This is a genomic window from Ascidiaceihabitans sp., from assembly GCF_039986515.1.
Lineage (GTDB): Bacteria > Pseudomonadota > Alphaproteobacteria > Rhodobacterales > Rhodobacteraceae > Ascidiaceihabitans.
Genome location: NZ_JBDWQO010000024.1, coordinates 1 through 11,698, shown reverse-complemented (window position 1 = coordinate 11,698; position 11,698 = coordinate 1). Strand labels below are relative to the sequence as shown.

At 52.9% G+C, this 11,698-nt stretch carries 15 protein-coding genes and 1 pseudogene; 11 read left to right on the top strand and 5 right to left on the bottom strand.

What is annotated here, in order from left to right; genetic code table 11:
- Positions 1–65: 65 nt before the first annotated feature.
- Positions 66–1,538 (bottom strand): aldehyde dehydrogenase, encoded by a 1,473-nt coding sequence (locus tag ABJL60_RS21195; protein WP_348376360.1) that lies wholly within the window; start codon positions 1,536–1,538, stop codon positions 66–68.
- A gap of 14 nt (positions 1,539–1,552) precedes the next feature.
- Positions 1,553–2,083 carry a flavin reductase family protein gene (locus ABJL60_RS21190; RefSeq protein ID WP_348376359.1) on the bottom strand — a complete coding sequence of 177 codons (531 nt, stop codon included), beginning with the start codon at positions 2,081–2,083 and terminating at the stop codon, positions 1,553–1,555.
- A gap of 121 nt (positions 2,084–2,204) precedes the next feature.
- Here ABJL60_RS21190 and ABJL60_RS21185 point away from each other — a divergent pair, with 121 nt between their 5' ends.
- The 7 genes and pseudogenes from ABJL60_RS21185 (at position 2,205) to ABJL60_RS21155 (ending at position 5,955) form a co-directional block, all read left to right on the top strand.
- Complete coding sequence (locus ABJL60_RS21185; protein ID WP_348376358.1) at positions 2,205–3,065, top strand: LysR family transcriptional regulator; 861 nt, start codon at positions 2,205–2,207, stop codon at positions 3,063–3,065.
- A complete protein-coding gene (locus ABJL60_RS21180; RefSeq protein ID WP_348431286.1) occupies positions 3,043–3,945 on the top strand; it encodes a glycine betaine ABC transporter substrate-binding protein in 903 nt (300 codons plus the stop codon). Before ABJL60_RS21185 ends, ABJL60_RS21180 begins: the two co-directional genes overlap by 23 nt.
- Positions 3,891–4,382, top strand: a pseudogene (locus ABJL60_RS21175) (ATP-binding cassette domain-containing protein). Before ABJL60_RS21180 ends, ABJL60_RS21175 begins: the two are co-directional and overlap by 55 nt.
- A 40-nt stretch (positions 4,383–4,422) precedes the next feature.
- Complete coding sequence (locus ABJL60_RS21170; protein ID WP_348431284.1) at positions 4,423–4,755, top strand: hypothetical protein; 333 nt, start codon at positions 4,423–4,425, stop codon at positions 4,753–4,755.
- Positions 4,748–4,981 (top strand): hypothetical protein, encoded by a 234-nt coding sequence (locus ABJL60_RS21165; protein WP_348502193.1) that lies wholly within the window; start codon positions 4,748–4,750, stop codon positions 4,979–4,981. The genes ABJL60_RS21170 and ABJL60_RS21165 overlap by 8 nt, the downstream gene beginning before the upstream one ends.
- A gap of 172 nt (positions 4,982–5,153) precedes the next feature.
- The gene (locus tag ABJL60_RS21160) at positions 5,154–5,381 is read left to right on the top strand and encodes an ABC transporter permease subunit (RefSeq protein ID WP_348376396.1); all 228 of its coding nucleotides are present in this window, start codon (positions 5,154–5,156) and stop codon (positions 5,379–5,381) included.
- Between the two features lie 202 nt (positions 5,382–5,583).
- On the top strand, positions 5,584–5,955 hold the full coding sequence (locus ABJL60_RS21155) for a hypothetical protein (protein ID WP_348376395.1): 372 nt from the start codon (positions 5,584–5,586) through the stop codon (positions 5,953–5,955).
- 48 nt (positions 5,956–6,003) lie between these two features.
- On the opposite strand, the gene ABJL60_RS21150 is transcribed toward ABJL60_RS21155, so the two are convergent.
- The 3 genes from ABJL60_RS21150 to ABJL60_RS21140 all read right to left on the bottom strand — a co-directional run bounded on the left by ABJL60_RS21150 (position 6,004) and on the right by ABJL60_RS21140 (position 7,531).
- Positions 6,004–6,315 (bottom strand): zf-HC2 domain-containing protein, encoded by a 312-nt coding sequence (locus ABJL60_RS21150; protein ID WP_348289915.1) that lies wholly within the window; start codon positions 6,313–6,315, stop codon positions 6,004–6,006.
- Positions 6,312–6,914 carry a sigma-70 family RNA polymerase sigma factor gene (locus ABJL60_RS21145; protein ID WP_348289912.1) on the bottom strand — a complete coding sequence of 201 codons (603 nt, stop codon included), beginning with the start codon at positions 6,912–6,914 and terminating at the stop codon, positions 6,312–6,314. Before ABJL60_RS21145 ends, ABJL60_RS21150 begins: the two co-directional genes overlap by 4 nt.
- A gap of 173 nt (positions 6,915–7,087) precedes the next feature.
- Positions 7,088–7,531, bottom strand: coding sequence for a DUF6789 family protein (locus ABJL60_RS21140; protein WP_348376394.1), 444 nt, complete (start codon positions 7,529–7,531; stop codon positions 7,088–7,090).
- A 375-nt stretch (positions 7,532–7,906) separates the two neighbouring features.
- Between ABJL60_RS21140 and ABJL60_RS21135 the strand changes: the two genes are divergently transcribed.
- The 4 genes from ABJL60_RS21135 to ABJL60_RS21120 all read left to right on the top strand — a co-directional run.
- Positions 7,907–9,172 carry an alpha/beta hydrolase gene (locus ABJL60_RS21135; RefSeq protein ID WP_348376393.1) on the top strand — a complete coding sequence of 422 codons (1,266 nt, stop codon included), beginning with the start codon at positions 7,907–7,909 and terminating at the stop codon, positions 9,170–9,172.
- A gap of 45 nt (positions 9,173–9,217) precedes the next feature.
- Positions 9,218–9,862 (top strand): DUF6796 family protein, encoded by a 645-nt coding sequence (locus ABJL60_RS21130; RefSeq protein ID WP_348376392.1) that lies wholly within the window; start codon positions 9,218–9,220, stop codon positions 9,860–9,862.
- Between the two features lie 3 nt (positions 9,863–9,865).
- Positions 9,866–11,491, top strand: a complete 1,626-nt coding sequence (locus ABJL60_RS21125) for a VCBS repeat-containing protein (protein WP_348376391.1) — start codon at positions 9,866–9,868, stop codon at positions 11,489–11,491.
- Positions 11,488–11,698, top strand: a 211-nt coding sequence (locus ABJL60_RS21120) for a hypothetical protein (RefSeq protein ID WP_348502192.1), incomplete at its 3' end; no start/stop codon positions are given. The genes ABJL60_RS21125 and ABJL60_RS21120, both read left to right, overlap by 4 nt.

Here is an 11,698-nt window from a genome sequence, read left to right as displayed (position 1 = left end):
GATGGCGGGGTCGAGTCGCTCAAGATTGATTGCGATGTGAAATTTCATGTCTGTTCTCCCTTTCTTCAACGAGCCACGAATTGGCTTCCCAGCGGCTCAGAGGACGTGTTCATCCACACGGTTTTTGGGCGCGTGTAGTCGTAGACCGCCTGAAATCCACTTTCGCGGCCGTAGCCTGAGGTTTTCATGCCTCCGAACTCGGCAATCGGAGAAACGGCCCGATAGGTGTTGATCCAAACGATCCCAGCGCGCACGTCGCGTGACATACGCAGGGCACGCGCGCTGTCACGGGTGAAGATGCCTGCCGCCAATCCGTGCACAGTGTCATTGGCCAGCGCCAATGCCTCTTCTTCGGTCTTGAACCGCAGTACCGACAGCACAGGGCCGAAAAGCTCGGTGTCGACAATATGGAGATCAGAGCGGGGGCAGTCGATGATTGTGGGCTGGAAGTATAAGTCCGACCCCGCGTCTACGCGCTTGCCGCCACAAACAATGCGCCCGCCCTCCTCGACAGCGCGGGCCACTTCACGTTCTATGTTTTCAAGCTGACCGTAGGTGCACAATGGCCCCATTTCGGTCTCTTCTTTCATTGGGTCGCCGATCTTCGCGGCATTGGCGATCGCAGCTAAACGATCCAGAAAATCGTCAGCGATATCCTCGTGCACGATCAGGCGCGAACCCGCGACACAGCTTTGGCCGGAAGCCGCAAAAATCCCCGAAACCGAACCGTTGACAGCACTTTCGATGTCGGCGTCGTCAAATACGATGAAAGGGGATTTTCCACCCAATTCCAAGCTGATTTCGGCAAAGTTTTCACGCGTGTTACCAATGACATGACGCGCAGAAATCGGCCCACCGGTGAACGACACCCGTGCCACAAGAGGATGCGACGTTAGCACTTTTCCACAAGGATCGCCGTGGCCAGTAACGATATTGACCACGCCATCGGGGATTCCCGCCTCAGCAATAAGCGTGCCAAATTCCAACATCGCTGCGGAAGCATGTTCGGATGCTTTCAAAACAACCGTATTACCTGCTGCAAGGGCGGGGCCGATCTTGACCGCCGACAGGAACAACTGGCTGTTCCACGGAACCACAGCGGCGATCACCCCAAGCGGTTCGCGATTTGTGAAAACAAACATATCGGGTTTGTCGATGGGCAAGGTCTCGCCGTTGATTTTATCGGCGGCCCCAGCAAAGAAGTGATAAAATTCGCTGATATATTTTGCCTGCCAGCGAGTTTCCTTAAGCATCTTTCCAGTGTCGCGGGTTTCAACCTCGCCAAGCGCTTCAGAGCGGTCCGCCAGCAGATCGCCCAATCGGCGCAGGCAATGGCCGCGGTTCGTGGCCGACATGCGTGCCCATGGCCCCTCGTAACAGGCTCGATGTGCGGCGCGTACCGCGCGGTCTACGTCCGCGGCACTGGCCTCTGGAATTTCGGCCCAGTTCTTGCCAGTGGCAGGGTTAAGACTGGGGAACGTGCCACCGCCCGAAGACAGAACCCATTCGCCGTCAATCAGCATCTTATAGGTCTTCATAATTGCTCTTGCTTTCAAGTTGCGGCCGCAAGGGCCAGTTTGGGTTGCGGCATCACCTGATGATAACAACCGTTGCGATATGTCAGGGGACTGGCACTGCTGGTCAGAACGTCGCGGACATGCCCCAGCACGATCAGGTGGCTGCCTGACCGTATCGTTTGTTGCGAAACACAATGGAAGGATGTGGAACCGTCGATTTGTGGGGCCACTCCGGCCCCGCCATAGTAGTTGATTCCAGAAAAGCGATCAGCAACCAGATCATCGTGCCGCCCAGCAAACCGGTCCGCTATTTCGGCGTCATCTTCCGACAAAACGTTAACGCAGAAAGTGCCATTCGCACTTACGGCCCGAGCTATACGGCTCTCTGCGAATAGGCAGACAAGCACGGTGGGCGGATCCGCCGAGACCGATGAAAAGGCGCTGACAGTTGCACCATGAAGGCCACCCACACCGTCGGTTGTAACAACTGTCACAGATGAGGCGACCTGACGCATCGCAGCGATGAAATGGTCCCGAGGCACGAGTGCGGTATTATCTCGAAACATTTATTGCGCTCCTTCGTTCGGGAAAGTCGTTCGGTTTCCCAAAAGTTGTCACAAAAACTCAATGCTTGATAATGAATAGTTTTGCGCTATATGTGCAAAAAAATTGAATTGAGAATTTCTCATGAACATCGTCTCGCTCCAGACGTTTATCGCCATCATCGAAACCGGTAGCCTTGTGCGTGCCTCACAAAAGATGAACGTGACCCAGTCAACAGTCACCGCGCGCCTCAAGACACTTGAAGTCGAGATTGGGCAAACCCTTCTCAATAGACAAAAGTCCAGCACAACGCTGACGCCGGCAGGAACCAAGCTCTTGGGCTACGCGCGCATCATGACCGGCCTTTGGCGACAGGCCAAATTTGAGACGGCATTGCCGGAAGGGCTCGACGGTGTCTGCACATTTGGATGCGATCGTGATTTATGGCACGGCCCCGGGCGGCAGTTCTTTTATGATATCCTGTCGGAACATCCCGAGATTGCAATCTCAGTAAAACAAGGCAGCCCCCAAGACCTTGAGCACTGGCTGACTGAAGGATCTGTGGATGTTGTCCTAACGTATGAGGCCGTCGCGCGCGGCAGTCAGACAATTTATGATTTGCCAGTTGAACGGCTCGAACTCTACTCCAGTCGGCCAGATGCCCCCGTTGTGAATGATCCGGACTACATTTTCGTGGACCACGGTGCCGAATATCGACAGATGCACGCTGAAACATACCATGATGCCGGTATTGCACGGATCAATTTCGACAGCTCATGGTGGGCGCTGCAATTCATGCTGGACAATCAGGGCTCGGCCTATCTGCCCCGAGCGCTTGCCGACCGGTTTTTGCGCAACGGCCAGATATTTCCTGTTGTCGACGCGCCGGTTTACACGCGCAAGAAATGTCTCGTCGCTAATGATCATGTCGCGCAAAACTGGAGCTGGTTTCAAAGCCTCGTCAAGCGGCAGCAAATGGAAGATGTTCTATCTGAAGGCCAGTAGTATCGAAGTGCAAAAACCAAGAAAGCTGGGCACAAACTGTTCCAGCGCACCCGAAAGGGAGGACACCCCAACGAAAATGATCAAGACCCTGTTGGTAGGGGGTGCAATTCTTGTATCCACACCAGCTCTCGCCGAAGATATCGTGATTGGCGTGCCAAACTGGCCGTCGGTTAATGCGGCTGCAAATATTCTAAAAGTGGCTATCGAACAGAACCTCGGGCTCCAGGTCGAGTTGCAGAACGGAACAAACCCGATCGTCTTCGAAGCGATGGATTCTGGTGCGATGCATATTCATCCAGAAGTCTGGTTGCCGAACCAACAGAACCTTGCCGATAAATTCTCAAAGGAAAATGGCACAGTTGTCATCAACAAAAACGGTCTTTCCGCCTTTCAAGGCATGTGTGCCGATCACGTTACTGCTGAAGCCCATGGTATCACTTCAATCGATGATCTCACCAAACCCGATGTTGCGGCCTTGATCGATCGTGATGGTGACGGACAAGGCGAACTCTGGATAGGAGCGCCCGGCTGGGCCTCAACCAATGTCGAGCAGATCCGCGCAAAGTCCTATGGCTATGATCAGACTATGGAGTTAAACCAGACCGACGAAACTATCGCCTATGCAGAGCTGGATACCGCCATCAAAGCCGGTGAACCTTGGATCGGTTTCTGCTACGGTCCGCATTATATTTTCGCGCTGATAAGGCGATGGCAGCCGTCAAAAAAGAAGGTATCGGAAAGCCTGAAGTGCTGGAACGCTTTGGTTGCGTCGTTGGCGTACAATCCGCCAGTTTCGAAGTCGCCCGCGGCAAGATTTTTTGTATCATGGGATTGTCAGGGTCGGGAAAGTCGACGCTGGTACGCCACATCAATCGGCTGATCGAACCTACATCTGGCAAGATCGAGATTTTGGGACAAGACGTTTCATCCATGTCCAAGGCGGAACTGTGCCGCATCAGATCTGAAAAGATCGGCATGGTGTTCCAACATATGGCGCTGATGCCGCACCGCTCCGTGCGCGACAACGTTGGCTAGCCGCTCGAAATTCGAAAAACCCCGAAATCAAAACGTTGGGCTGTCTCTGAACACGCGCTAAAGTTGGTCGCCTTGATAGGTTTCAAAGATCGCCTGCCACACGAATTATCGGGTGGGATGCAACAGCGCGTCGGTATCGCAAGGGCATTGGCCTCGGATCCCGAAATCCTGCTGATGGATGAACCGTTCTCGGCGCTCGACCCTCTTATCCGCTTGCAGTTTCAGGATCAGTTCAAGGCGCTGGTGGCGCAGTTAAAAAACCACTCTGTTTATTCCCCATGATTTGGACGAGGCGATCTGAATCGGCCACCGAATAGCGATTATGAAGGACGGCGTAATCGTGCAGATCGGAACACCCGAAGACATTGTGATGAACCCAGCCGATGACTACGTGCGCGATTTTGTACAAGGAATTTCAAAGCTGAAACTGGTCAAAGCGCATTCGATCATGGAACCGATCGAAAAGTTCCGCGCAAACGATGAGCGTTCGCTCGATGGGTCGCCGCGCACGGATGAGAACGCCGATCTTGACCAGTTGATCGATCTGTCGGTGGACACATTTTCGCCTGTGATCATTACAGAAAAGGGGCTCGATGTAGGCGTTGTAGACAAAGCGCGCCTGCTGCGCGGTATCCAAGGAGGCAAATATGACTAATACATCCGCTGAGTTTAAGGTCACTTCTGCATCCGATATTGAAGTGGACCGCGCCACTCTAGATGCGTCAATAAGCAAGTTCGCGGGCTGCTCAGGCGATTACTATACGAGGACCTTCCACAAGATTCATAACACCACGGGTTGGATACCCAACACCTTTAACCTTTGGGCTGCCGTGCTTGGGCCATTTTGGTCTGCGTCACGCGCCATCTGGGGGCTGTGTTAACTGCGCTTATCGGGCCACTGGTGGTCTATCAGTTCACCGTCAGCAAATCCCTGAACGTACTTGATGAGTTTCCTGAAGACTACAGTTCCGGTCTGCTCCTCGGTGAGGGTAACGGAACTCTTTATTCGGCACCGGCAACCCGCCCGGCATTCTGGCCACAATCATTTTTGGTATGCCGCCAGTAATCCGCTTGATCGCTTTGGACATGCGCGGCGTGCCCGAAAGCATCAAGGAAGCGGCTGATGCCTTTGGCGCGAGCCGCTGGCAAAAGTTGCGGGATGTGGAGATTCCGCTGGCACTTCCGTCGATCATGGCAGGCGTTAACCAAACTATCCTGATGTGCTTGGCCATGGTCATGGACCGCATCGTACAGGGTGCATTGCGACGTGATGGTCGGTAAGGGAAATGCCTCCGTGTCCCCACGTCGATTTTTGAACCTGAACGTAATGAAGGGGCGGGTTGGCTCGGGAACCGCCGAATATCCGATGCAGCATGTGCAGCATGAATGGCGGCTATTCCTTCTGCGGACCGTATACGCAGAGAAGCATTAGGGCTCTGTACGCACTGATGGCTCTCAAAAGAAGCCGAAATGTAGGTTTACGGTGGCTAAGTTGAATGCGGATAAGGACGACACCAAAGCACTGCAACTGGAGCAGACGGAGCTTTCGAACCAACTTGATGACCCGCGTGATCATGTCGATGAATTGGCCAGAAAAGTAGATGTTGGCGTCTTGGACGATGACCCACTGGACGGTGAGCCGGAAATCTGTCTTGGCTTGGTGCTGAGTGGCAAGTTCCAAACCGCGCTCGATCTGTTGAAAGAACGTTTTGATGACCCAAAAAGATCAAATCAGATTTCGCCAAAGCTAATGGCACGTGTTCGATCGCTGCAAGGCATGTACCTAAAGAACTTGAGCACTCTCGACAGAAACTTGCGGACCAATCCAAATAGCACATCAAAAGGGCACTGTTAGCGCTGCCTTGGATGCGCCGTCCGGTACAAGAGTTACAACGAAGCTGTTTTATCTATCTTCAGAAATACGCGCGGCCAGAACTGCAGCGATCAAATCTTCGGGGACGTTCTCTAGCGTTGCCTGGTCCTCGTCGGCTCGCGCTTTGGTGGCGGCCAGCGTCTTGCGGTAGTCCGACAGATATCGCCTGCACGACCTGCATACTTTCAGGTGCATCTCAAAAACGCGCCGTTGAGGGGCAGGTAACTCATCCTCAAGATAAGCGAGAATGAAATCTTCGAAAACTTCGCAGGTGATCATGCCAGGGAGTTTGAACATCACCCCTTGAACACGCCGCACAGTACGGTGGATCAATGCGTTCATAAGACACCTCTTGAAATCAACGGCTCAAGCCGTTTTTTAAGCGCGGCTCGCGCACGGTGTAGCCGAACGCGCACGTTTGCTTCGCTCACACCCACTAATTCGGCCACTTCTACCGTTGGTATCCCTTCTATGTCCCGCAAGATCAAAACAAGGCCGTAGGGTTCAGGTAGCAAGCTAATTTCGTTACGTACAATAGCAAGTGTCTGCTGTGTCGTTAACTCTGTTTCTGGGGTTTCGGACGTGACGGCTTCTGCGACGATGCGACATCCATTCACGTCGAATTTTGGCAAGAGACCGTCAAGTGATTGTTCGTTCAAACGCTTGGATTTGCGCAGCACCATCAGCGCTTCGTTGACGACAATCCGGTGCATCCAGGTCTTGATGTCAGCGCGGTTTTCAAAGCTATCGAGGCCTTTGTGAATGTTGGCAAAGGCGTTTTGAACAGCGTCTTCAGCCTTGGCCTTATCGTTCAGTATTCTGTTGGCAAGTGCCAGCATCCAACCGGTGTGCTGCCGCACCAATTTTTCAAAAGCCGCCAGACTTTTGTCATTTTGGGCGCCATTTTCGCTGAGCACGTTTTTACTTGGCTGTTCTTCCAATGGAACCTTCTTCCGGCGTATCTTCCGATCCCGTTACGATAACAACTGCACCATTAAAGATGCGTGACGCACCTTAATTGGAACTTCTATCCAAAATAGCCTGATGAGGGAAATTATTCTTTGTGGTCAAGCCACTCAGCGGTGTCCGGATGTGACATCGCTGAGTGCGCAAATTATTGTCGTCGCTGATAGATGAAACCCAATACCGCGCCGTAAGCCAGATGTGCCACCAAAGAAGCCATCATCGTTTTGCCAAAGCCAAAGAACAAAGGTCCGCCGGACAGCGGCACAAAAACAACTGCGGCGATGACCCACAAAAGCGCGCCCCAAACCAATCCGGTGCCAACGGCAGGCCGCACTTTAAACAAAGTGCAGATCAAGATGAACCCGACTGGGAATGCGATAAGCCCCGTCGCATAATGCACAATCTCTCCGAGCCATAGGAATGAGGGATCCAAACCCAGAATAGCACAAATCATCGCAGCAGGCTTCATCGGCCCGCCAAGAACCAACCGCGCGATGCCTTCCATGAAGATGGTCAGAACAATCGTTGCAGCAATCCCGGCAATGAGCCAATTGATCCTTTCCTGCCAGACAGTTTTGATTGCGTTTAACATGCTTTTTTCCTTCGTGCTTTTAAGTTTTTCCATGATGTTTTGAACCTGCTCAACATCTCACGATAGTTTGATGTCCGCAGCCACCCAAAGGTTACAGATCATCGGCAAGATATTGCCCTTCCAGTCGCAGAAAAGTGAAGCCACAGACGGCCCCCAAATATTGCGGCGAAGCCAAACTTTATTCATTGTCAAGTAACATGTAACGTTTTTGGCTTTGGGTCATCTAACCAAGTACTGAACTGAATATCAGGGATACTTCTGGATGCCGAACTCTTCGATCAACGACGCAAAATCATCAGCCTTGTCGGCCGTATTGGGGTGTCTTCACACGGGTAGCGAACCAAGTGCGACCAAGGCTCAATTGTGAAGGGTCTCATGTCTAAACCTTTGATTGATCTTCGACTTCCCATCGTCTTTGCGATTTTGTTCGGGCTTTGCGCATGTAGTTCGGCGCGCGTTCTGGCCCCTACGCCAAACATTTTTACAAATGGGGCCTATCCGCAAATCACTATTCCCCAAGCCTACCAAACCGCGAGGCCCTCAATATTCTATATCACTGACCGCTATGCCACGCGGGCCAAGGGCGTCCTTTCATATGGTGCTGAGCGTTCAAGTTCGATGGCATTTGGCGCGTCTACCATTTCGTTTGGTGACGGTCAGGATTGGCAATCCCTGAGCGCTGCTAGCGGCCAAGTAAAGCGAGCTGAGAAGATTAAACTAAGCCTTGTTGAAAACCGCGAAATTCTCAGGTTTGATAAAACGCCTACCCCGTTTGAGGTTGTGAATGGCAAGCCGGTCCGCATTCCTGAAGCGGTGGCTTCTTACAACGCCAAGCGTGCAGAGTTCCAGGCGCAGATCCGCGAACAAATGCGCCTCGCGGGCAAGAACGAAGTCGTCATCTTTGTTCCGGGGTTTAACAACTCCTTTGAAGATGGGCTCTATTCTCTTGCTGATATCTGGCATTTCAGTGGGCGGCACGGGGTGCCGATTGTCTATTCTTGGCCTTCTGGGGCAGGGGGGCTTTTCGGATACTTCACGGACCGCGAGTCCGGCGAATTTACGATTTTTCACTTCAAAGAGTTCTTGTTGCAGTTGTCCCAAATACCGGAGCTGCGCAAAATCCACATTGTGGCGCACAGCCGTGGCACCGATGTGACCACAACGGCGTTGCGTGAAATGATCATCGCTGTGCGAAACCAAGGTAAGAACCCCAAGACCGAGCTGAAGATCGCCAACCTGATCATGGCGGCCCCCGATCTGGATTTTGCGGTTGTACGCCAACGTCTGATTGCCGAAGGGTTTGGCGCTGCGATGGGCCAAGTCACTGTCTACATGAACCGTGGGGACACCGCCCTTGGGATAGCCCAACGTCTGATGGCCGGGCAGCGGTTCGGTAGATTGTCACAAGAACGTCTTAAGGAAAATGACAAGGATATCTTTTCAGAGGTTAAGACGGTGAGTTTCGTCAATGTAGAGGGTGTGAAAGGGCTGACCGGACATGCGTATTATCGAACCAATCGCAATGTCCTGTCTGATATCGCCACGATAATCCGGCAAAGTGCTGTGCCCGGTTCGCCTGCGCGCCCGCTGAGGCGGCTTGAGGGGAATTTCTGGGATATGCCCGCCAGTTACCCACATTAGGCGCCCAGTTGAACAACGCGAAACACATGAACAAGCAGGAATTCCATGACAGATAAGCAGCGCATCATGATCACTGGCCAAATCGGTCTGTTGGCGGCAGTGCTGGTCGGGGTGGGTGAATTTTTGCTGCACTACGACAGCCTGGCCCGCTACACAGATACCTTTGCGTTCTTCAACGGCGTGACTCGGGAACGTGCGACGATTGGCCATTTCTTTGGTGTCCTAGGCGCACCTTTGTATGTCGTCGGGGCCGTTCATATCTACTTGATGTTGCGGCCTGCAAACGAGACAGCGGCGCGCATTGCCGGTTTGGTAATGGCTTATGGTTGTATCGTTGGGGCCGTCTGGATCGGGTCACGCGCCAGCGCGGTTGAACTGGTTGCGGCGGGTGGTATCGAAGAACAATTGGCGCTGTATGAACTGCGCTATGAAAGCCTGCTGCAAGTGGTGCGCGGTGCGGTGCTGGCGCTGTCAGTGATCTTTATCTGGCTCTGTGTCACAGGCAATTCGCACTACCCACGCAAGATGGCTGTGCTGAACCCGATCTTTCTGATCATCGTCTCTTTCATCATCTTTTTCACCGTACCGGCGGTGGGCAAATTCATGATGCCGATTGCTTTGAACGTGGCTTACTTCGTCATGTTTTCCGTCTCTCTTATTGTTGCATCTAATCTTAAAAGTGAGGGCTGAAATATGCTTAGAAAATTGAAATTCATCCCCATTGTTATGGCGTCACTGGTGGCCATGATGATGATCGCCATGGCGGCCTACACAATGAACGACCGCCGTATCGATTATGACGTTGAACTGGGCGACACCATTGTGCCGCAGTTCACTCAAGTCGAAGTGCCCTTTGATCAAGCGCATTCTGATGCCACATCTTTACCGATCACCGGCAGTGCCGCGATTGATATTGATGGGGACGGCACCGAGGAATTGTTCATTGGCGGTGGTTTCCAACAAGAAAACGGTCTGTTCAAATTCGAGAACGGCGGCTTTGTTCCAATCGAGGGTCAGGCTGGATTGACCAAGCAGGCGGACGGCACAGCCTTAGGCCCGCTGGTTCTGGATCACAACAAAGACGGGCTGGCCGACATGCTGGTGACCCATCCCGAAGGCATCTGGCTTTATACCAACGACGGTGGCAAGTTTACGGCTGAAAAGCTCGACACACAGATGAATGACAACACAACTGGCATGTCGATTGCTGTGGCCGACGTAAATAGCGACGGCCACTTTGACATGTATGTCGCGGGCTATATTCAGAACGAAAAAATCGAAGGCCTGAACATATTTAACAAAGACGGTTACGGTGGCACGTCTGAGTTGTTCATCAACAATGGCGACAACACCTTTTCCAATGAAACTGACGCTCGGGGGCTTAGTTTTCTGCATAACACGTTTCAGGTCGCGTTTGGCGACTTCGAAGGGGACGGCGACCTGGATGTGATTGCCGCGCATGACACAGGTAACATTCGCACCTATCTCAATGACGGCACGGGCAACTTTACCAACACAGTCAATCCAAATTCGGAATTGCCGTCGTATCCGATGGGTATCGGCATGGCGGACATCAACAACGATGGCCTCACCGATTATAGCTTTTCGAACATCGGTTCGACCCCGCCAACCTTCATGGTGCGCGGCGATTTGGGAGATGACGAGCCGCTTAACCGCAAGTGGATGGCCTTTATAGCGGATGGTAATGGTGGTTTCACCGAAGAAGGTGAAGCGATCCGTATCGCCGATTATGAATTTGGATGGGGTCCAAGCCACGAAGACCTCAACCTTGATGGCCGCGAAGATCTGATTGTATCGCAGAACTTTGTCACGGCTCCGTTCCACAAGATCGGAATGCTACGGTTGCCTGGACGGTTGTTGGTGCAAACAGCGTCTGGTGAAATGGCCGAGGTTGGCGCAAAAGCTGGCGTTGTGAACCGTCAATATTCTATTGCGCCGCTGACAGCCGACTTCAACGGTGACGGACGCCCCGATATTGTGCACATCAACATTGCAGGCAAATCCCAAGCTTTCCTGAGCACGGGTGAGACTCCAAATGGATATCTCAAAATCCAACTGCCTGCGGATCTTGGCAGCATTGGCGCGATGGTTGAAGTGACGCTGGAAGACGGCGCGGTCCTGCATAAGCCCTACATCACAGGCGAAGGTCTTGCGTCGGACAGCAGCCACGTGATCATTGCTGGATTGGGCACGCAAAAGGCAACTGCAGTCAACGTGCGTTTCATCGACGGCACAGAGGCGACCCAAGAGGGTAGCTTTCGCGATGAAACGGTGACCTTTGCTGGCGCCGGCCAGTGATCTGGATCAGCCGCCTTTTGCGCGTTGGTGTCCTGCTTGCGTGTTTGGCGGTTTTGAGCGGGATCGTTCCGATCTCGCTCAGCCATTTTCGTACAGGTAATGCTTGTCCGAAACTTGGGCCAGTCCCAGCCTGTTACGTCGTCTCGCTGGCCTATCTGGCGATGGCGATTGCTGTTTCAATTGGCTGGCACCGCTTTAAGTGGTTGT

Bases quoted from the DNA above. Each gene is read 5' to 3' on its own strand.
- ABJL60_RS21195 (WP_348376360.1), bottom strand. From the start codon at position 1,538: ATGAAGACCTATAAGATGCTGATTGACGGCGAATGGGTTCTGTCTTCG.
- ABJL60_RS21190 (WP_348376359.1), bottom strand. From the start codon at position 2,083: ATGTTTCGAGATAATACCGCACTCGTGCCTCGGGACCATTTCATCGCT.
- ABJL60_RS21185 (WP_348376358.1), top strand. From the start codon at position 2,205: ATGAACATCGTCTCGCTCCAGACGTTTATCGCCATCATCGAAACCGGT.
- ABJL60_RS21180 (WP_348431286.1), top strand. From the start codon at position 3,043: ATGTTCTATCTGAAGGCCAGTAGTATCGAAGTGCAAAAACCAAGAAAG.
- ABJL60_RS21170 (WP_348431284.1), top strand. From the start codon at position 4,423: ATGAAGGACGGCGTAATCGTGCAGATCGGAACACCCGAAGACATTGTG.
- ABJL60_RS21165 (WP_348502193.1), top strand. From the start codon at position 4,748: ATGACTAATACATCCGCTGAGTTTAAGGTCACTTCTGCATCCGATATT.
- ABJL60_RS21160 (WP_348376396.1), top strand. From the start codon at position 5,154: ATGCCGCCAGTAATCCGCTTGATCGCTTTGGACATGCGCGGCGTGCCC.
- ABJL60_RS21150 (WP_348289915.1), bottom strand. From the start codon at position 6,315: ATGAACGCATTGATCCACCGTACTGTGCGGCGTGTTCAAGGGGTGATG.
- ABJL60_RS21140 (WP_348376394.1), bottom strand. From the start codon at position 7,531: ATGTTAAACGCAATCAAAACTGTCTGGCAGGAAAGGATCAATTGGCTC.
- ABJL60_RS21135 (WP_348376393.1), top strand. From the start codon at position 7,907: ATGTCTAAACCTTTGATTGATCTTCGACTTCCCATCGTCTTTGCGATT.
- ABJL60_RS21130 (WP_348376392.1), top strand. From the start codon at position 9,218: ATGACAGATAAGCAGCGCATCATGATCACTGGCCAAATCGGTCTGTTG.
- ABJL60_RS21125 (WP_348376391.1), top strand. From the start codon at position 9,866: ATGCTTAGAAAATTGAAATTCATCCCCATTGTTATGGCGTCACTGGTG.